This window comes from Shewanella denitrificans OS217, assembly GCF_000013765.1.
Classification (GTDB): Bacteria; Pseudomonadota; Gammaproteobacteria; order Enterobacterales; family Shewanellaceae; genus Shewanella; species Shewanella denitrificans.
In genome coordinates, this window is the sequence record NC_007954.1 from 2,456,582 (window position 1) to 2,477,018 (window position 20,437).

A 20,437-nucleotide genomic window follows, 5' to 3' on the forward strand; every position below is an offset into this window, starting at 1 on the left:
AACAATTAGATTATGAATAATCTTGGGTAACCTATAGAAACACAGCTCAGGCTTGTCATGGTGTTCACTCGTCGACACACGTAAATACGTCCGTGTAGCTCGCTTCGACGTCCTGTCTCAGACGGTCGTCTCGCAAATCACCATGGCTCACCTATTAGGCTTTTGTGTAACCTCTTGACTAAAAAACATCAACTCAAAATTTAACGATGGGAGTCTTGATTAAATTTCATCGACCATTTTCACCAAAAAAACATCTTAAGGTTTGATACAGATAATAACCTGTCAACGATTTTGTTTTAGTGACTCTTCAAACCCAAAGTCCTCACCAAGCGGCGAGCCCATCATCTGTTCTGTATTAAATGCCTCGTGTTTCCGATAATAAATGCCTCATTAATAGCATCGGCAAGCACATTGGTTCTATTAGGACAGAGCCTGTTCTTATGACCAACAAGCTCAGACTCCATCATATTCTCCATATCTCCATAAACGTTCCAAACAATAAGGCCCGCCAAGTCTTCATCTACGACATAATAGGCTTTCTCTTTGATTGAACGCACATTGTCATAACTAAGAAAATAATTGTCTTTGGTCAGATACGGAACCTTTGCATTTGCATCCCAGTGAGAGTTCCAACCATTGATTGTGCCGCCCCCGGTTTTTTGTTGAATAGCACTATAGAACGGCGTAGCGTCCCAGTATCCCCAGTTATCAAAATCACCGCAACTCATTATTGGTCCATCTGGTTGAAAATACTCTTCACCCGGCTGCGGAATTGTTTTAACTTTGTCGGCCGTAGGACCATTGAGCACGGCGGGATCCTTTGTGATAACGCCGCGACCATAAAACGCCACACCCAAATTGATTTTGTTTCGTTCCACACCCTGCTCTATCAGAAACTGGGTCGTGCTATCGAGAGATAATGACCTTTCTGCACCTGGATAATTGTATAGCGGTGAGTTATGCCCAGCTTTATCAGACCAGCCACCGTTAATATCGTAGGTCATGATATTAAAGTAATCCATACTCGCCTGTAGTCTTTCCCAATTATATCCCGCCAGATTGGTGGGGTCCGCAGACATAGCGGCGGTAATGAGTACCTTGCCATTCTCGTTGCCAGTACCAATTTCCCTGCGCAGCTCTGCCATCAGGGTTGCAAAATTTGCGTAGTCCGCATCAGAATAATTTTCAATATTCATACCCATTTCATTGGGATATTCCCAGTCGATATCGATACCATCAAATCCAAAAGTAGTGATCAGGTTGGCACAATCGTCGATAAAAGTGCTGCGCTTGCGAGCATCTGCAGCCACCTCACAAAAATGCTTGGACATACTCCATCCGCCTATCGAGGCCATAACCTTGACGCCCGCAGCATGCGCCAATTTTATCAAGCCATCAGTGTCTACTTGTTGTGATGTTGCAGTACTTCCATACAAAATAAGCGTGTCATAGCTATTATAGTATGGTGTTGTGAGCAGAGGGCTGGATTCTTGTAGCTGACCTTGAAGAAAAATATTTTTATTACGCCCATCAGCACTATGCAAAGAGCCGTCTTTCGCCAAACCAAAGAACGCGAAATTAAGAATGGTGTATTTACTGAAATCTACATTCAATTGACAATAGCATCCCTGCTCTGGCACCACGAGACTAGCTTGACTTTTCCAACCATCATAATTAGTTATATAACCAATGACTTCTTTGCCATGAGATGGGGATTCGGTTTGAGCATTAATAGACATTGTGACTCTCCTTGATAAATTAAAAAAATCTAGCCAGCTATCGTAAAACAATAACTTAATGCACTTCTAAGATCTGCTCAAGCAAGATTGTGAGATTTCACAACTTGAAGGATAATACGAGGTGAGGTTGAGGGGGATTACCCGTGTAGCTCGCTTCGGCGTCCTATTCTAGAAACAAGAAGTTGACGGTCGTCTCGCAACTCTCGTGGCGGATTGTCATGGCTCACCTTGTGTAATCTCTTGACCAAAAAACATCAACTGAAAATTATTACGGGCGTTTCGATAAATTGTCTATCCTCGCCGTACCACAGGGCTACAGTAGTGTGTCATCGACACTAATCTGGGTTCTGCGAAGGAGTGGCCATATTTAATTGACCACAAGACGCCAACATCGACAACTTCATTGAGTTTAGTCAATGATGCTAAATCTAATAATTAACCCTGGGTGTCCATATTTTTGCCCTACGCCTTTTCCTTATTCATACATTTCTTACATTTATTAGTAAAGAATGATTTAAAATTTGTTGGCTCGCCCCAATACCCTGCCACCAAGTTACACGCCTTACATTTAACCACTGTCATATTCAATATTGAGATAATAAAAAAGAGCAAAATACTCAATGAAGAGAACCATGGATGATGCAATGAATAAATTAAACTGCTCCATAGGAGCAGAATTGCCATTACCCAAAAAATATTATATTTCATACTAAAACCTCATCATGGGTACATTCATCGTTTCGATATTTAAAACACTAGTGCCAAACCCTAAACCAAGATCCTGTAAATCTGGCCAGTCGATATAAAACAATAACATAGTGCTATTCTACTATGCGCTCAAGTAAAATTACACCTTGTGTGCTTTTCCCTAACGCGCCAAAATGTGAAATCTTGTTTTTATGCTTGAGAAAATAATGTCAAAACCAGTTCAGCAGCAGATTGGCAGCATTGCATTAGTGGTGGAAAACTACGATGATGCTATCGCTTTTTATACTCAAAAACTGCAATTTACCTTAGTGGAAGACACTGATTTAGGCGGCGGTAAACGTTGGGTGCTGATTTCACCACCCGCTGATCCGCTGGCGAATTCCAATGGCACTAACTTACTCTTGGCTCAAGCTAGCAATGAGGAGCAAAAACAAGCGATTGGCAATCAGACGGGGGGCCGGGTATTTTTATTCTTACATACCAATGATTTTTGGCGCGATTATCAGTCAATGAAAACTAATGGTGTTCGGTTCAATGAAGAACCGAGAATCGAGGAATATGGCACCGTAGTGGTGTTTGAAGATCTCTATGGCAATAAGTGGGATTTACTGCTACTAACCTCTTAACCCTAACTCCCGCGGAATGAGCGTAAAATGAATGCCGTGAGGACAGTTAGATATGAGGGGGTAAACTCTTTACCTCCTCATTTATTTTCAATGACTTACACTGGATTGATGATATCGATGAAATGATGACTTAAGCCAAATTCACGGCTTAAGTGTTCTCCTAATGCCTGAATACCAAATTGCTCTGTGGCGTGGTGGCCGGCGGCAAAGTAGTGAATACCCTGCTCCATGGCACTGTGATAGGTGCGCTCTGATACCTCACCGCTAATGAAAGCATCCACGCCTAATTTCACTGCTTCATCGATATAATCTTGAGCACCGCCTGTACACCAGGCGAGTGTGCTAATGGGCTTGGTTTTATCACCTATGTGCAAGGCTTCTCGGCCGAGGCTTGTATGAAGATGGGCAGCAAAATCTTCAGGCAGCATAGGTGCCTTTAAATGCCCCTGCCAAAGTAAATCTTGTGACACTTGCGGGCAAACCCGAGGACTAATAATACCTAACACTCGGGCAAGTTCAGCATTGTTGCCCACGCCGTGATGCGCATCTAGCGGCAGGTGATAACCAAACAAGCTGATGTCATTATTAATTAATGCCTTAATCCGCTTATGCTTCATGCCGGTTATCACTTCTGCTTCATTCTTCCAAAAAAATCCGTGATGTACCAAGATAGCATCGGCATTTAGCGCTATGGCTTGTTCTATTAATGGCTGGCAAGCGGTGACACCTGTGACTAGGGTGCGGATATTATCTTTACCTTCTACTTGCAATCCATTAGGGGCGTAGTCTTTAAATTGGCTAACACTTAAAAAGTCATCTAAATAGGCCGCTAACTGGGTCCGTGTTAAGCCGTCACTTGCCGTCATCTTTTGCTCCAAATTTGCAGTATTAAAAGGTGTTCACTAAAAGTGATTATATACAAATAGGCCAATGAATTTATGAATATGTCACAAAAGGCGATTAAAACGTTCGTTTAATGGCCTAAATAGCCTCAAATTGGACTTTTACCCTAGTTTCACTCTAAAATCGTAATTAGCAAATTTTCATCATAAGTTTTAACATAAACATGAGTAGGTTATTAACATGTCAAATTTAACTAAAGAAGAGGTTATCGCCCAACTGCAACTGGCCCTTGAAAAGCAATCTTCCGAAAAGATTGAAATCGTACAGAAAGGCAGCTGGTACAAAATAAACGAAGGCAAATCCTTACGTTTTAGCGATCTCGAGCAGATGTTAGCAGACGTCACTTCAGGCAGAGAAGTCCAAGCTCCTGCGAAGAAAACGACCACAACAAAACCTGCTAAACCCGCAACAACATCAGCGTCTAAGGCTCCAACCAAGCAGCCAGTTGCATCGACTAAGGCAGCAGGATTAACACCTAAGCAAGTATGGCGTGAAAAACTCGCCAACGCCGGTGGCCAAACCTTACCAAGAGGCTTTTAATCCACTTTATCGGTTTGCATCCCAGTATTTAGCTTAGATACTCAATTGCGCTTAATCGCCTAGTCCAATGACTGGGCTTTTTTATGCCCGCATCAGCCTAGCTACAGCCCCCCTCTTTGGCGACTCATTCTCTATTCAAAAAATGCAGTCCGGCACAGACTTAGTCAAATCCTTGAACCATCATTGTTAAAATCAACAAAATACAGCCAGTTAAGTCAATTTATCAATCAATTGACATTCATTGTAGATTGACTAATCTCGTCTACCCACACGCACGTAAAAATAAACATATCTCATAAAAACAACTAAAATATTACATAATATTCAATTTAAACCTCTCTATATAGATGATAACTTCGCTATTTCATCACAAAGATTGACTTTTCATCAAAAAATATATTTGGCAGAAATTAAAAACAATGGCACAGTGGTTTCAAGAAACGGCGTTAGCGCTGAATGAATAAAACTATTGTGTTGTTAGGAGTCGCCCATGTGTTCAATATTTGCCATTTTAGATATACAGTCAGACGCGAAAGGCTTACGCCAAGTTGCCCTAGAGATGTCAAAGCTCATGCGTCATCGTGGTCCTGATTGGTCGGGTATTTACGCCGGTGAAAAGGCTATCCTTGCCCACGAACGTCTGGCGATTGTGGATATCGAGCACGGTGCTCAGCCGCTTTACAGTCAAGATGGCAACCTAGTGCTGGCGGTAAACGGTGAGATCTACAACCATAAGCAGCTAAAAGCTGAGCTTGGTGACAAGTACAGCTATCAGACCCATTCAGATTGCGAAGTGATCTTGGCCTTGTATCAAGAATATGGCTGTGATTTTCTCGATAAGCTCAACGGTATTTTTGCCTTCGTTCTGTATGATAAAACCACAGAAAGCTACTTGATCGGTCGCGACCATATGGGGATCATTCCGCTCTACTCGGGTCACGACAGCACGGGCAACCTGTATATCGCCTCAGAAATGAAAGCCCTTATGCCAGTGTGTAAAACTGTTGCCGAGTTTCAGCCAGGGCAATATTATTTCTCACAAGATGAGCACCCAGTCACTTATTATCACAGAGAATGGCGCGACTTTGCGGCAGTGCAAGATAACCCTGCCAGTGTCGATGAATTACGCAGCGCCTTAGAAGCCGCCGTTAAGCGCCAGCTGATGTCTGATGTCCCTTATGGAGTGTTACTTTCTGGCGGCTTAGACTCATCGGTTATTTCAGCCATCACTCAAACCTATGCTAAGCATCGTATTGAGAATGATGATAAATCTGATGCTTGGTGGCCACAATTACACTCCTTTGCCGTGGGGCTTAAAGGGGCGCCGGATCTCATTGCCGCCAAAAAAGTAGCCGATGCCATAGGCACTATTCATCACGAAATACATTTCACCTTCCAAGAAGGCCTAGATGCCATCAAAGAAGTGATTTATCACTTAGAAACCTATGATGTCACGACTATACGTGCCGCCACCCCTATGTATTTAATGGCGCGAAAAATCAAAGCCATGGGCATCAAAATGGTGCTCTCAGGTGAAGGCGCCGATGAACTCTTTGGCGGCTACTTGTACTTTCATAAGGCGCCCAACGCCCAAGCTTTCCACGAAGAGTTAGTGCGTAAGTTAGATAAATTGCATTTATTCGACTGCCTACGCGCCAACAAGGCCATGGCCGCCTGGGGCTTGGAAGCCCGCGTGCCTTTTCTCGATAAAGAATTTATGGATGTAGCAATGCGCATCAACCCACAAGCTAAAATGTCTAAGGATGGCCGTATGGAGAAACACATTTTACGACAAGCTTTTGAACACAAATTGCCTAAAGAAGTGGTTTGGCGTCAAAAAGAACAGTTCAGTGATGGCGTGGGCTATTCTTGGATTGATGGCTTAAAAGAGCAAGCGGCGGCTAACGTGGATGACTTACAACTGGCTAACGCCAAGTTCCGCTTCCCTTATAACACTCCAGAGACCAAGGAAGCCTATTTCTATCGCTGTTTCTTCGAAGAGTTTTATGCTGTTTCTGGTGCTGCTGAAACGGTTCCAGGTGGTAAATCTGTGGCTTGCTCAACCCCAGAAGCCCTAGCTTGGGATGAGAGCTTACAAGGTATTATTGATCCATCGGGCCGCGCAGTGAGAAACGTACATACCAGCAGCTATCAGTAATTGATAGCCCATTAACCCGTTAGCTCATTGACCCAAGTAGAGATTATTCAAAAGCCATCCTAGGATGGCTTTTTAGTGCCTGAGCGCTGCGACTCGCTCATTTATCGCTGTCATCCAACATAGAGCTAATAAAATAGCCAAGTAATAAAAAAGCCCATGGCTCCTAATTAATGGAGAAATCCATGGGCTTTAACTTCTGATGCCGCACTAAGCCAATACTAATAGTAATCTAGGCTTTGCTTAATGGGCTCAATGCCGCCTGACACAGGTCTGTGATCCGCTGCCAATCTTCAGCCTCTACCGCATCTGTTGGCGCAATCCAGCTGCCGCCAATACAATCCACATTGGGCAATGCCAAGTAACGCAGATATGAGTCTGGCGTAATCCCCCCGGTTGGGCAAAAACGGATATTAGCTAATGGGCCAGAAAAGGCTTTTAGGGCATCCACACCGCCTGACGCTTCGGCTGGGAAGAATTTAAAGTGGGTGTAACCCAGCTCCATGCCTGCCATCACTTCAGAAATGCTGGCAACCCCTGGAATAAGCGGCACTGTGCCTTTCATGGCCGCCTTTAATAGATCAGGAGTGGCGCCTGGCGTGATAATAAACTGAGAGCCCGCATCAATGGCTTGTTGAAGCTGAGTTTCGTTTAATACTGTGCCTGCGCCCACTAAGGCTTCGGGCACTTCTTTGGCGATAAGCGCTATGGCTTCTAAGGCGCAAGGCGTGCGCAGTGTCACTTCCAATACCTTAATACCGCCTGCCACTAAAGCTCTGGCCAAGGGGACAGCGTGCTCTATCTTATTGATGACCATCACAGGAACAATAGGACTGCATTTAAATACATCTTTTGGTTGCAAAGACCAGTTATTCTCTAACATGAGTTATTATTCCTTATTAATAGAGTTCATCTATGGCGCTGGTGCTTCTTGCACCGGTTTCAGGGCTACTTAGGCTGCGACGCAGTGCACTAAATAACTCACGGCCCATGCCATAACTGGAGTGGTGTAAATCGACTTTCTCGGCAGTGCGGGCAGCCAACACGGCTTCATCTACCAAGAGGCTCAGCTCACCAGTGAGCGCATTAACCCGAATAAGATCGCCATTTTGCACTTTAGCAATGAGGCCGCCGTCTAAGGCTTCTGGCGTTAAGTGGATAGCCGCAGGCACTTTGCCCGAGGCGCCAGACATACGACCATCAGTCACTAAGGCCACTTTAAAGCCCTTGTCTTGCAAGGTGCCTAAAAACGGCGTGAGCTTGTGCAGCTCAGGCATGCCATTGGCTTTAGGGCCTTGACCTTTGACCACTACGATACAATCTCGGTCCAGTGAACCGGATTGAAATAGCGCATCGATTTCATTTTGATCGTTTATCACTACCGCAGGTGCTTCCACCACACGATTTGCTTCGTTCACTGCAGAGACTTTAATCACGGCGCGGCCCAAGTTGCCTTTCATTAACTTAAGGCCACCATTACTTTGAAATGGCGTCGCAACATGGGTCAAGACTTCTTTATCTAGGCTTTCAGTGGGGCCATCGACCCAACGCAGCTCACCGTCTATCAGTCTTGGCTCTTGGGTGTAACGACGAAGGCCAAAACCTGCCACTGTGCTGACATCTTCATGCAGTAATCCCGCATCCAATAACTCATTAATGAGTAAAGCCATGCCGCCAGCAGCATGGAAATGGTTAATATCTGCATGACCATTGGGGTAAACACGGGCGATGAGTGGCACAGCATCTGATAATTCCGAGAAATCATCCCAGTTGACAATAATGCCAGCAGCGCGAGCCGCAGCCACTATGTGCATGGTTAAGTTGGTCGAGCCGCCCGTCGCTAGTAATGCAACTATGCCATTCACCACAGACTTTTCACTCACCACTTCACCAATAGGCGTGTATTGAGTGCCCATTTCTGTGAGGCGGCACACTTGCTTAGCGGCCATTTTATTGAGTGCATCACGCAGGGGATCGTCAGGATTAACAAAGGATGAACCTGGCAACTGCAGCCCCATGACTTCAAGCATTAACTGGTTTGAGTTTGCCGTACCGTAGAAAGTACAAGTGCCCGCACTGTGGTAAGAGGCAGATTCGGCCTCTAACAGCGCTGCTCTATCGACTTTCCCTTGGGCAAATTGCTGACGAACGCGGGCCTTCTCCTTGTTAGGAATGCCTGATTTCATTGGGCCTGCTGGCACAAACAGCATAGGTAAGTGACCAAAGCTTAGGGCACCAATCAGTAAACCTGGGACGATTTTGTCACAAATACCCAGCAGTAACGCGCCATCGAACATGTTGTGAGACAAGCCCACAGCCGATGACATGGCGATAACTTCACGGCTTAGTAAGCTTAGCTCCATGCCTGGCTGACCTTGAGTCACGCCATCACACATGGCAGGGACACCGGCGGCAACTTGCGCCACACTGCCGACATCCTGACAGGCTTTTTTCAATATTTCTGGATAATGCTCATAAGGCTGATGGGCCGAGAGCATGTCATTAAAGGCCGTGACTATGCCTATGTTAGCCTTAGTCAACTGACGTAATGAGTCCTTATCCGCAGGAGAGCAAGCGGCAAAACCGTGAGCCAAATTGCCACAGCTTAAGGAACTGCGGTGCACACCTTTAAGGCGAGCATCCTGTAGAGCGGCAAGGTAGGCGGCTCTAGGTTTCTGGCTACGGGCAATAATTCTGTCTGTGACAGCTTTTACGACTGAATTCATGTTACTACTCCTTACGCGCTGTAGAACACGTCGACCGGCGTTTTACGCTGGCCAAGAACGGCTCTAATCGGCATTTTGGACACATCATCATGTGCAAGCGCTTGATGATAGACGGATAATTTGGCTTCACCTACTAAGTGCAAGTAGATCTGACGACTGTTTAAAATCGCCGTTTTGGACAAGGTAATACGCTCATGGGGCGCAGTCGTTGGCGTGACTGCGGCGCATAACGCTTGAGTATTAAGCGCGTTGTCTAGCGCCTCACTGCAAGGGAACCAAGAGCAGGTATGGCCATCTGTGCCCATGCCGAGCACCACAACATCAAAGGGGCGCGGAAAATGCGCTAATGCGCTGATGGTCATGTCACAGCCAGCTTCTGCCGTGGTGAACATATTCTTAAGGCCGGAAAACTTGGCGCTGGCCGCTCTATTTTGCAATAAATGGCCGCGCACTAAGCGCTCATTTGAATCTTTTTCATGGCTACCAACCCAGCGTTCATCAGCAAGAGTAATATAAACTTGAGCCCAATCAATGGATTTTTGACTCAATAGATCAAATAATTTCAATGGCGTTGAACCACCAGAAACCACTAAGCTCGCCTTGCCTCTTGAGTCCACCGCATCTTGAAGCTGGCGGGCAATGTTATCTGCAAGCTTGGCTTCGAGTGCACTTGTATTGTCGAACGATTTAAATACTGTGTCTTTAATCATGTTAATTCCTACTCGTCCCACGAACGGCCATCTTTGGTTATCAAGGCAACCGAAGCGACGGGCCCCCATGTTCCTGCGGGATAAGGCTTTGGCTTCTCACCGCTTTGTTCCCAAGATTGAATGATGCCATCGACCCAAGTCCAAGCTTGCTCAACTTCATCACGGCGGACAAATAAGGCCTGATTCCCTAGCATGGCTTCAAGCAGCAAACGCTCGTAGGCATCGGCAATACGCTCATTCTTAAAGGTATCTGAGAAACTTAAATCGAGTTTGGTGGTTTGCAGACGCATTTTTTGCTCCAAACCTGGCACCTTGTTCATCATCTGAATTTCTACCCCTTCATGGGGCTGCAGACGAATGGTGAGTTTGTTTGGCGGTAAATTACGGTAGCTTGAGCGGTACAAGTTGTGCGGTGGATTTTTAAAATACACCACAATTTCTGAGCTCTTAAATGGCATGCGTTTACCGCTGCGCAAATAGAATGGCACCCCAGCCCAACGCCAGTTATCGATATCCACACGTAGCGCCACGAAGGTCTCAGTGTTGGATTTCACATTAGCGCCCTCTTCCTCCAAGTAACCGGGTACCGGTGAGCCTTTTAAGAAACCTGCGCTGTATTGTCCACGGACGGTATTTTCATAGACGTTATCAAGGTTAATGGGCCTGAGTGATTTAAGCACTTTGACTTTTTCGTCGCGGATGCTGTCGGCATCTAAATTCACCGGTGGATCCATGGCGACCAAGGTTAACACTTGCAATAAATGGTTTTGGATCATATCGCGCATTTGACCCGCGGTATCGAAATAGCCCCAACGGCCCTCAATACCCACTTCTTCGGCAACGGTAATTTGCACATGATCTATGGTGCGGTTGTCCCATTTAGAGGCAAACAAGGAGTTGGCAAAACGCAGCGCTATCAAGTTTTGCACTGTCTCTTTACCTAGGTAATGATCGATACGGTAAACTTGATTTTCATTGAAATATTCAGACACTTTATTATTGATAACCCGAGATGACTCGAGATCTGTGCCTATGGGTTTTTCTAGCACCACACGGGTGTCTAAATGGATGAGTTTTTGTTCGTGCAGGCTGCGGCAAATATCACCAAAGATTGACGGTGGGGTGGCAAAATAATTGACCATTACTCGCTGACTTGGGTCGAGCAATTCATGGAAGGCGCCATAACCTTCTGAGTCGGTAAAATCTGTGCCTATATAGTGGCAGCGGCTAACAAAGCGCGCTAGGGTCTGTTCACACAATGGCTCTTTTACAAAAGTAGTTAAGGCTTTAGTGACAAGTTCGACAAACTCATCTTTGCTAAAGGCATCTTTCGCTACACCGATAACCTTAGTGTCTTTGTCCAATAGTTCGGCTTTATCCAGTTGATACAATGAGGGTAACAGCTTACGCCTCGCCAGATCGCCTTTGGTCCCGAACAGCACAAAGTCACAAGCTTTGGCTCCTTTAATTGATTTGCCCATTACAAAAAGCGCTCCTTTTGTTATTTAGCCATGCTCTATTCAGCCTAACGATGAATAAAAACACACTTTTGTTGTAATATAACAACAGAATTAGCTTAATGCATCTATATTTTGCAATTATTGATTTTGCATGGCATATAGGCATTCTCACAGTAAATCTGATATTATTTCGAAGTTAAAAGACTCAGTTACCCACTTTCCTACACAATATGATATTGAAAAGTTACTACAAAACGGTGTCAGAGGTAATAAAACAACTATTTTCACCGTGACATCTGCCTTTATGATAGTAAATTACATTATCTTTTTATAGCGGACGTATGCTTATGAATACCCTTGAAAAGGTTCAAAACAGCCTTAACCAATTTAGTAAGTCAGAACGAAAAGTCGCAGAAGTGATCCTTTCGTCACCGCAAACCGCTATCCATTCAAGCATAGCAACTTTAGCCAAAATGGCTGATGTGAGTGAGCCGACGGTGAACCGTTTCTGTCGCCGTCTAGACACTAAAGGTTTCCCTGATTTTAAACTCCATTTGGCTCAAAGCCTAGCCAATGGCACACCTTATGTGAGCCGTCACGTAGAGGAAGACGACAGCACTGATTCCTACACCACTAAGATTTTCGAATCTTCTATGGCGTCACTGGATACGGCCCGTCAAAGCTTAGACACGGCGGCTATCCACAAGGCAGTAGACATACTGACTCAAGCGAAAACCATCTCCTTCTTCGGCTTGGGTGCCTCGGCCTCTGTCGCCCACGACGCGCAGAATAAATTTTTCCGTTTTAACGTGCCTGTGATTTGTTTCGATGACGTGCTAATGCAGCGCATGAGCTGCATTAATTGCAATGAAGGCGATGTGGTTGTGCTGATTTCTCATACGGGACGGACTAAATCCTTAATTGAAATCGCCCGCATAGCAAGGGAAAATGGCGCGGCTGTGATTGCCATAACTGCCAGAAACTCCCCGCTGTCGCTGGAATGTACCTTACCTGTGACCATGGAAGTACCTGAAGATACCGACATGTACTTGCCGATGGCATCCCGCTTGGCGCAGTTGGTCACCATAGATGTGCTCGCCACCGGATTTACCTTAAGACGCGGCCCAAGATTTAGAGAAAACTTGAAGCGCGTGAAGGAAGTATTAAAAGAATCACGGGTGAATAAAGATTCTATTCTCTAGTTAAATTTTTCTACTAGAATCCTAATGGAGCCAGACTAAAACCTTAGTCTGGCTTTTTTTATTACGGAATTGACTTATCTGTCACAGAAATAACCCCAGATTTTGGCGCTTTTGTTTGTAACTTTACTACATTTATTTTTATTTCTGCTAATATAGCGCCAGAATTTATGCAACAAACGACTGACTTGCCCATCCGCAGAGGCAAGATGAGTTCAAACTTGTTCAACAAAGACCCAAATTTGTAAGCCAATTTTTTCTTATCATTAACGGAGTATCTTATGTTCCGCAGAACTAAAATCGTTACCACCTTAGGTCCTGCTACTGACCGCGACGACAACCTACGTAAAATTATTGCGGCAGGCGCCAACGTTGTGCGTTTAAACTTTTCCCATGGCTCGCCAGAAGATCATTTAAAGCGCGCCACCGATGCACGTCAAATCGCCAAAGAGTTAGGGGTTCACGTTGCCGTTTTAGGTGATTTACAAGGGCCAAAAATCCGCGTCTCTACCTTTAAAGACAACAAGAAAATCCATCTTCATTTAGGTGATGTATTTATTCTTGATGCTGAGCTTGCTAAAGGTGAAGGCGATGAGAAACAAGTGGGCATTGACTATAAGCAGCTACCAGACGATGTCACCATAGGTGACATCTTAATGCTAGATGATGGCCGAGTGCAGTTGCGTGTCGATAGCGTGGAAGGCCGTAAGGTATTTACCACTGTGACTGTCGCAGGTCCCTTATCGAACAATAAAGGCATCAACAAGAAAGGTGGCGGTTTAACAGCGCCCGCGTTAACTGAAAAAGACATGGCCGACATTAAAACTGCTGCCATGATCCAGGTTGATTACCTTGCCGTGTCCTTCCCTCGTACCGGTGCTGATTTAGATTATGCCCGTAAATTAGCGGTTGAAGCGGGCAGCAATGCGCTTATCGTCGCTAAAGTTGAGCGCGCCGAAGCCGTTGAATCCGATGCAGCTATGGATGATGTGATCAATGCGTCAGATGTGGTCATGGTTGCTCGTGGTGACTTAGGGGTTGAAATTGGCGATGCGGCGCTTGTGGCAGTGCAGAAGCGCTTGATTGCTCGTTCACGTCAGCTCAATAAAGTGGTGATCACTGCCACTCAGATGATGGAGTCTATGATCACAAGTCCTATGCCAACCCGCGCCGAAGTCATGGATGTGGCTAATGCGGTGCTGGATGGTACAGATGCTGTGATGCTATCGGCAGAAACCGCAGCTGGTGACTTCCCAGAAGAAACAGTAAAAGCCATGGCCTCTGTCTGTGTTGGCGCTGAATCTCACCCGAGTGTGAAAGTCTCCAAACATAGAATGGATCAAATGTTCAGTTCTGTGGATGAGACCATAGCGCTTGCTACTATGTATGCAGCCAACCATCTAGAAGGTGTCAAAGCCATCATAAGCTTGACTGAGTCTGGCTCTACCCCCAAATTGATGTCACGCATCAGTTCAGCCTTACCGATTTTTGCCTTAAGTCGCCATGAAAAGACATTAGCTAAAATGGCGCTTTATCGCGGCATTCAACCGGTCAGCTTTGATTCGACAGCCTATCCTGCCGATGAAATCGCCCAAAAAGCCCTCGATACCTTAGTGGAGAAAGGCTATTTGCAAAGTGGCGACATGGTATTGATGACCAAGGGCGATACCATGGAAACCATAGGTGGCACCAATACTTGTAAAGTATTGATTGTGGCTTAATTGCTGTGTTCTCTTTGGCTAAATGATGATTTAGCTAAAAGCTCAGTGTTTAATGGCGGGATCCGTAATAAGATCTCACTTAAGCACTGAGCTTTTTATTTTAAGGGTTTCAATCAAACAAGCTTATACCAATCGTATTAACTATCAGTCATGCTACAGGAAAATCAATAAAAAAAATTATCACCCTCCTAAAATCCTCATTCTATCCAGCCAAAAGGCTTATTGTTCCACAGCCGCACAAGTGTTAAATTAATGTTAACTTGATACTTAACCTCATTACTGACCACTACAGTTTTTGATGGCTATAAATCGTTACGTCCTTAGCTGTGTATCGGGAATTACACTGTTGAACTAAGCATCTAAGCTGAGGCTAGTAACTCGTGTGTAAGCCTCATTGATTCAGTTAGACTCAAAAATGCATGATCGAACACTATGCTGATAAAGGGATTTCTATGAAAAAACATCCAAATAGACGATATTATTTATTCCAATACCGCTCTATATTCCAGAGCAAATATAAAAAGTCAACTCCTTTATATCCACCATATCACGGTATTTTTGACATGGTATAGACCAAGCCTAACCAGTGATTTATGCCCAGCTTACTGCGTAGTGCATAAACACTAAAGCGCTAGGTTTTATCATAGGTTTACTTACATTTTCATCTGGCGAAGAGGTTGTCCTGTGGCACAGCATGATCTTTGAATTTTAAGCACTCATGATGCTGGCATTTATTCCTCAAACACATAAGGAACATATATATGAATGATAAGATCGATTTCACCAGTATCTATGCTACACCGGCTCAAATACAAGATTTTCCCGATAATAAATCCTTACAAGAGCAAATGGACAACCTATGGGATCAAGGCTTAGATGCCGCTAATCAAGCTTCTACCGTCAGCAACCCATGGACGGCAACCAATCAGGCTCCCTGCAATTGGTATGTAAACCGTAAAGACGTCTCCTTCCCGCTTAGCACTCACATCGTGGAACCAGTATTCTGGACCGCTTTTCCAAATCGGTTAAAATTGTATTTTTCTCAAACAGAAAAAAGCCCTTATGCCTTTACCAATGAGCAAGTATTACATCTCGCGGATTTTGGTGATATAGATTACAACGGCGACATACCCAAAGATCCAAGCAATGACGGCTTACCCTTTAAGATCCCGAGTCAGACCTGCCCTCAGATGTCTTGGGAACAGGCATCATCTGACTGGAAAGGCTATGATCCTTATGGGCCAAGAGGCTGGTTAGATGAATACTGTGAATGGGCTGTCACTCGCAATCCACAAGGTCAAATTATCGCCATTAATTTTACCTGCGAAAACCCAGAGTACTGGTACACTTTGTGGAAAGTAGACCCACAGAGAGTCGCTGAACTTTATAACGAACTGTTAAGTACAGACACCACTATTACCGTGGAAGATCTACAGCTGAAAGATTCAAAAGAAAACATCGTTATCGATCCATTCACAAATGCCCCGGCTTACAATCCGCTAAACAAATGGAACAAAGGTACGATTGCAACCAATATTGGGGGGGGCGCAGTTCATTTAACCAGTCCGCCTAACACTATTGGTGCTGAGATCTTGCTTGCCGCTCAGGCCACTCTGTTACGAGAGCTAGCACCAGATAACTACAATATGCAGAGCTTAGTATGCGCGGGTGCCTTTGGCCGTCCTTACCGTAATAGTGATCCACACATCGGCTTACAAGTTAACCAAGTAATAAAAAATGTTGGTGTAAAAATCATGCTAACTAATCCACTTGGACTATATCTACAAGCCCCAGATTTTAGTAACTACACCTTCCCAGAAGGGACCTGTGTCAACGACTGGTTTAGCGTCGTTCGCGGTCGTCGGGCTAACACTGATGGCGAGAGTTACGATCAAATTTTACATATGAAGTTTCATGCACCCACCGGCTATACACTAGAGGATGTGACCATTGGCGCACTTGTAGAGGGAAGTGCAAATGGGCCGAGTCAAACTCCACAACCCATTCAATATGCAGGCCAAATTGCTGACACCTTTAAAGTTGCCATTGCAGCCACAGCAGTACCGCAACCAGAGGGTACACCAGTACAAATACCTCTTCCCCCTGTTGGTAATAAAAATGGTGAGAGTGATGGCTATCCCAGCATGATTATTGGCAATCAGGTGTTCGAAGCAATGACGGCAGTAAACCCCAACCCACCTTTTGTTGCATTGCCTGTATACCTGAATCCAAGCCAAACCTATCAAGATATTTTAATGCAGGTGAGTTACGTCAGTGATAGTGACAACGTCAATCAAGCCACCATTGAAATCTATAACAGTGACAGTACAGCTATAGACCCGAATATCACGATAACGCTGAAAAAAGTGACGAACTCCGACGGTACACCGGTCGGTGGTGGATCTGGCAGCAATGGAGGTCTATATAACTTTTTTGTAACCATCGCCGTTGCAGCAGGCACGACGCCAGGCTTACGAGGCATATTAATTAAAAACCAAGCAGCGACTGAAGCACCTACGCCCTTACCTGGCCTCATCTATATCAATGCATAGGAGAAAAGTAAAATGAATAAAAAATACCTATATCGGCGTGCAACCGTATTCAGTTTACTACTGATTGCTTTAGCTTATCTTATGGCTGACATCTCTGTACATGCAGCAACAGCCAAAGTGGCAACCACTGCACCAACGTTTGACTGTTTAAATGCTCCGTCTGTCAGTAGCTTCGTACCTGGAGATACCATGATTACCTCGCAAAATGGGGTTAACTGTTTTGCATGGCAGGTATTTATGGGACTTAACTGGCCAGCCCAGGCCAACACACCTGGACAACCGGATACATCTGCTATGGCCTCACAATTCGGAAATCCTGGCAATGCCAGAGATCAAGCTCTGGGAGTATGGGAGACCTACGCCAATGCTGATTCTGTTTTTTTACCGAATGCCGCCATTCCAGGCCCTTTTGGCACACATGCTACCCCTTGGGGAAATGGCCCGATACCTGCCAGCTGCGCGAATGACGGGCAAGTCTATCGCGTCATGACATCCAGCCGTAAAGCCAGTATTGCGGCAAAAAATGGTGAAAGTTTTAACTTGAGCCCAGAAACAGCACAAGCATTCCCGAGCAATAACCCCAATTGGCTGGCAGATAAGCAGGGACAACTGGTTTATTACGAAATACTATTTAGCCAAGATCAATACAATTTTATTGTGGGCAATACTTTGTACGATGCCAATGGACAGGCAGATATGATTAAGGCACATAACAATATCGCCATGCCGCTCGGTTATGGAGCTAAACCGGGTGATAAAACACAATTGGGTGGTTTAGAACTTAAAGCCGCTTGGTTGGAAGTTAATGAACCCGAACAAGGAAACTGGAAAACTGATTTTAAATTGAGCAGTGCATCGATTTATGATGAATCAACCAATACCTGCAGTACAAAGACATTGGCACTGGTCGGTTTGCATATTATTCACAAAACAGCTTCTCAACCCCAATGGGTGTGGGCGACGTTTGAGCATAAGCTGAATGCACCAGACACTGCGGATATAGACTCTCTGAATAATCCAGATACCTACACCTTTTATTCTAAAAGCTGTAGCACAAACGCTGTCCCTGCAACCTGTAGCGCTAAAACGGTGAACGGCGTTGCAACAACCAAGACCAGCTGTGAAGTCAATACCTCACCAGCTTACTTTCTAGATAAAGCCAAGGGATGTGATCCGTATCCTATACAAGTGTCACGTGATTTTAAGATTAAAGACACTACGGATAATAAAATTGCATCGATTAACACTTCAGCCCATGAGCTCATCAAACAAGCCAACAGCAACTCGGTATTTGCCAACTACATACTGGTTAACACACTTTGGTCATCTGCCGCGATCAATGACAACTCACCTCCGGGTAAGCCACCACTCACCCCCTTATCTATTAGCGGGGAAACACCAACCATTAGTGAAGTTCCTGTTGCCAATACCACTCTGGAAACTTATGCTCAAGGATTTAATTGCCTCTCATGCCATGCCCACGCCAGCGTTGCAAGTGAAGCCAAGCCACAGCTAAATGACAAGTCTTACGCAACAGATTATTCCTTTATTTTTGGTCTAGCACAGTCTTCCAGCTGCTATTGGATGCAAAACAGTAAGGGCTATCCTTGGGTACAAGCACCACAAGGAGCGCTGACTAAGCAGCAATGCTACAGCTTAAATAGTTGTGGAGAAGGCGGTAATATGTCAGGCGGTGGTTGTTACAAATGGGCTTCCGGCCCGAACCAACAAGCACAACCCTGGAATATCAATTAATACACAGTAGACACCGACGGGAATAGATTACCCTTTGGCATAAAAAAGATTAGTGGATCCCTGCCTCTCGCTTTTTAGCGCGTCCACCCAAGGTGATAATTCCACGTTTGGAATAAGAACGCAGGGTTCCACACACCAACTCACTGACAAAGAGAGCTCACGAATTCACCCGTAAGTCAGTCATGATTTCGAGAAGGCTTATGTGACGAAAACAATACCTCCGCCTTATGGAAAATAAATGGCACCTTAAAAATTCTGCCTAAGCGCTATCATTTAACGGTTAAATAACCCAAACACCACAAGCGGGTAAACAGGCTCCTGATAGTGATTGTGGGACCATACTGGGAGTTATGTTACTGCGACTGGATTAATTAATTACCCTGATGTTTATATTAGTGTTTACGCTAGGGTTTATCTGAGCTTTTACATCAACGTGAGCGAAAAGCTGCTTAACCAAACCAGTTGAATGCCATAGGATATCCTTTGATACCAACCTGTGTTGCCCTTGTTTTTAACCGCCTTCGCCATAGCCCACAAATAATATATTGCCCCTAATACGCTCAAGATTGACCCCAGTCGAAACCCTAAGGAAATCACCTCTGTTGTCGGGCTAAGCGCCACTAAAATAGGAGCAATAAGCAAGGCCAGCAGCATGATAAAGCCCGCCCATGAATGGATAATACACTCTCGGCTCGGCGTCTTAATGTACGGGTCGCTGTCCATCGGGTAATAACCTGCCACCCAAGTGCCCAGGCCATGTAACATGATAAGATAACCTGAGAGCGTCAGTAACACAGATACCTCATCGAGCCCTGCGACATAGCCGCCAAAGAGGCAGAACAATAACCCTAACGGGTAGTTGTTGATAAGGGGAGAGAGTTTTTCGGTTGGGCTACCACTCGCCCCCAACTCACTGCAAAACTGCGTTTTATGACTATAACCTGGATAATATCGCCCAGCCACAGCGACGCCAACAACCAGCCACACAGTGGCAATGACGCCAGTAACACTCCATAGACTTGCTAACACATAACCTCCTGTAATCTTGCACTGATACTTTACTGGATCCGCTGAAAAGCCTTCATCAAATTCTGATGCACTTCCCCCTGTTAAAGTGAAACAAGATTACACCTCAATACATTGAACATAAAGCACTATAGTTATACTTACTCCACAGAATCACACTTAAATAAGGACTTGAATAAGTACTGGAATCTTGAATTTGAGCAGTCAGATAGGTGACTTCAGCCATTAGGCCTGTATCCCGAGTAATTGTTAACAGATTTATTGAGACCAATTAACTAATGAGAACAGTCTTGCCATAACATTTACTCATCGACACGCCGACTTCTTGTTAAATCAACAGCCATACTTGGGGGCTCGAACATCCAGCCTAATGTAAAGTGATTCACAAACGCCGCGATTGCATAGTCAATGATGTTCCTAACATCAAGCTGACACTCCTCACTTCCATGTGAGTCAGATGCCAAAGAGCGGGCATAGGACGAACGGTGGTCTGGCAAAGCACCCAATCTCGTCTCGTTAACTTAGATGTTGACTGTGAGTTTTTATACCCTTAACTATGGAGTAGCTTGTCAACAATCAGAGTTGTTAATTCTGGGCGAAAAATCAACCACCCATGG

General features: G+C 44.9%; 14 protein-coding genes. 7 read left to right on the forward strand and 7 right to left on the reverse strand.

The genetic code is table 11. The annotated features are described in order from the left end of the window. Positions 1 to 341 precede the first annotated feature (341 nt). A complete protein-coding gene (locus tag SDEN_RS10790; RefSeq protein WP_011496507.1) occupies positions 342 to 1,739 on the reverse strand; it encodes a glycoside hydrolase family 18 protein in 1,398 nt (465 codons plus the stop codon). Between the two features lie 914 nt (positions 1,740 to 2,653). Here SDEN_RS10790 and SDEN_RS10795 point away from each other — a divergent pair. Continuing rightward, the gene (locus SDEN_RS10795) at positions 2,654 to 3,073 is read left to right on the forward strand and encodes a VOC family protein (protein WP_041405769.1); all 420 of its coding nucleotides are present in this window, start codon (positions 2,654 to 2,656) and stop codon (positions 3,071 to 3,073) included. 95 nt (positions 3,074 to 3,168) lie between these two features. Here the strand turns inward: SDEN_RS10795 and SDEN_RS10800 are convergent, their stop codons facing one another. Further along, a complete protein-coding gene (locus SDEN_RS10800) occupies positions 3,169 to 3,939 on the reverse strand; it encodes a Nif3-like dinuclear metal center hexameric protein (RefSeq protein ID WP_011496510.1) in 771 nt (256 codons plus the stop codon). Positions 3,940 to 4,156: 217 nt separating this feature from the next. Between SDEN_RS10800 and SDEN_RS10805 the strand changes: the two genes are divergently transcribed. Both SDEN_RS10805 and asnB read left to right on the forward strand, forming a co-directional pair. Beyond that, entirely contained in the window at positions 4,157 to 4,516 is a 360-nt protein-coding gene (locus SDEN_RS10805; protein WP_011496511.1) for a hypothetical protein, read from the forward strand. 490 nt (positions 4,517 to 5,006) lie between these two features. Then, the gene (asnB, locus tag SDEN_RS10810) at positions 5,007 to 6,674 is read left to right on the forward strand and encodes an asparagine synthase B (protein ID WP_011496512.1); all 1,668 of its coding nucleotides are present in this window, start codon (positions 5,007 to 5,009) and stop codon (positions 6,672 to 6,674) included. A gap of 229 nt (positions 6,675 to 6,903) precedes the next feature. On the opposite strand, the gene SDEN_RS10815 is transcribed toward asnB, so the two are convergent. Genes SDEN_RS10815 through zwf form a run of 4 tightly spaced genes read right to left on the reverse strand, consistent with a single transcriptional unit; the run spans position 6,904 to position 11,588 of the window. After that, a complete protein-coding gene (locus SDEN_RS10815; protein ID WP_011496513.1) occupies positions 6,904 to 7,554 on the reverse strand; it encodes a bifunctional 4-hydroxy-2-oxoglutarate aldolase/2-dehydro-3-deoxy-phosphogluconate aldolase in 651 nt (216 codons plus the stop codon). Between the two features lie 16 nt (positions 7,555 to 7,570). Next, on the reverse strand, positions 7,571 to 9,397 hold the full coding sequence (gene edd, locus SDEN_RS10820; RefSeq protein ID WP_011496514.1) for a phosphogluconate dehydratase: 1,827 nt from the start codon (positions 9,395 to 9,397) through the stop codon (positions 7,571 to 7,573). Between the two features lie 11 nt (positions 9,398 to 9,408). Continuing rightward, entirely contained in the window at positions 9,409 to 10,107 is a 699-nt protein-coding gene (pgl, locus tag SDEN_RS10825) for a 6-phosphogluconolactonase (protein WP_011496515.1), read from the reverse strand. Positions 10,108 to 10,115: 8 nt separating this feature from the next. Continuing rightward, complete coding sequence (gene zwf / locus SDEN_RS10830; protein WP_011496516.1) at positions 10,116 to 11,588, reverse strand: glucose-6-phosphate dehydrogenase; 1,473 nt, start codon at positions 11,586 to 11,588, stop codon at positions 10,116 to 10,118. A 326-nt stretch (positions 11,589 to 11,914) separates the two neighbouring features. On the opposite strand from zwf, the gene SDEN_RS10835 reads away from it, so the two are divergent. From SDEN_RS10835 to SDEN_RS10850, 4 genes are all read left to right on the forward strand, one after another. Next, complete coding sequence (locus SDEN_RS10835; RefSeq protein ID WP_041406251.1) at positions 11,915 to 12,769, forward strand: MurR/RpiR family transcriptional regulator; 855 nt, start codon at positions 11,915 to 11,917, stop codon at positions 12,767 to 12,769. A 278-nt stretch (positions 12,770 to 13,047) separates the two neighbouring features. Further along, positions 13,048 to 14,487, forward strand: a complete 1,440-nt coding sequence (gene pyk / locus SDEN_RS10840; protein ID WP_011496518.1) for a pyruvate kinase — start codon at positions 13,048 to 13,050, stop codon at positions 14,485 to 14,487. A 761-nt stretch (positions 14,488 to 15,248) separates the two neighbouring features. Further along, positions 15,249 to 17,039, forward strand: a complete 1,791-nt coding sequence (locus SDEN_RS10845) for a hypothetical protein (RefSeq protein ID WP_011496519.1) — start codon at positions 15,249 to 15,251, stop codon at positions 17,037 to 17,039. 12 nt (positions 17,040 to 17,051) lie between these two features. Further along, positions 17,052 to 18,794 carry a hypothetical protein gene (locus SDEN_RS10850; protein ID WP_011496520.1) on the forward strand — a complete coding sequence of 581 codons (1,743 nt, stop codon included), beginning with the start codon at positions 17,052 to 17,054 and terminating at the stop codon, positions 18,792 to 18,794. A gap of 423 nt (positions 18,795 to 19,217) precedes the next feature. Here SDEN_RS10850 and SDEN_RS10855 read toward each other — a convergent pair whose 3' ends face one another. Continuing rightward, a complete protein-coding gene (locus SDEN_RS10855) occupies positions 19,218 to 19,823 on the reverse strand; it encodes a DUF998 domain-containing protein (RefSeq protein ID WP_011496521.1) in 606 nt (201 codons plus the stop codon). Between the last annotated feature and the right edge of the window lie 614 nt (positions 19,824 to 20,437).

Bases quoted from the DNA above. Each gene is read 5' to 3' on its own strand.
- edd (WP_011496514.1), bottom strand. From the start codon at position 9,397: ATGAATTCAGTCGTAAAAGCTGTCACAGACAGAATTATTGCCCGTAGC.
- SDEN_RS10845 (WP_011496519.1), top strand. From the start codon at position 15,249: ATGAATGATAAGATCGATTTCACCAGTATCTATGCTACACCGGCTCAA.
- SDEN_RS10850 (WP_011496520.1), top strand. From the start codon at position 17,052: ATGAATAAAAAATACCTATATCGGCGTGCAACCGTATTCAGTTTACTA.
- SDEN_RS10790 (WP_011496507.1), bottom strand. From the start codon at position 1,739: ATGTCTATTAATGCTCAAACCGAATCCCCATCTCATGGCAAAGAAGTC.
- SDEN_RS10805 (WP_011496511.1), top strand. From the start codon at position 4,157: ATGTCAAATTTAACTAAAGAAGAGGTTATCGCCCAACTGCAACTGGCC.
- SDEN_RS10815 (WP_011496513.1), bottom strand. From the start codon at position 7,554: ATGTTAGAGAATAACTGGTCTTTGCAACCAAAAGATGTATTTAAATGC.
- SDEN_RS10835 (WP_041406251.1), top strand. From the start codon at position 11,915: ATGAATACCCTTGAAAAGGTTCAAAACAGCCTTAACCAATTTAGTAAG.
- pgl (WP_011496515.1), bottom strand. From the start codon at position 10,107: ATGATTAAAGACACAGTATTTAAATCGTTCGACAATACAAGTGCACTC.
- zwf (WP_011496516.1), bottom strand. From the start codon at position 11,588: ATGGGCAAATCAATTAAAGGAGCCAAAGCTTGTGACTTTGTGCTGTTC.
- SDEN_RS10800 (WP_011496510.1), bottom strand. From the start codon at position 3,939: ATGACGGCAAGTGACGGCTTAACACGGACCCAGTTAGCGGCCTATTTA.
- asnB (WP_011496512.1), top strand. From the start codon at position 5,007: ATGTGTTCAATATTTGCCATTTTAGATATACAGTCAGACGCGAAAGGC.
- pyk (WP_011496518.1), top strand. From the start codon at position 13,048: ATGTTCCGCAGAACTAAAATCGTTACCACCTTAGGTCCTGCTACTGAC.
- SDEN_RS10795 (WP_041405769.1), top strand. From the start codon at position 2,654: ATGTCAAAACCAGTTCAGCAGCAGATTGGCAGCATTGCATTAGTGGTG.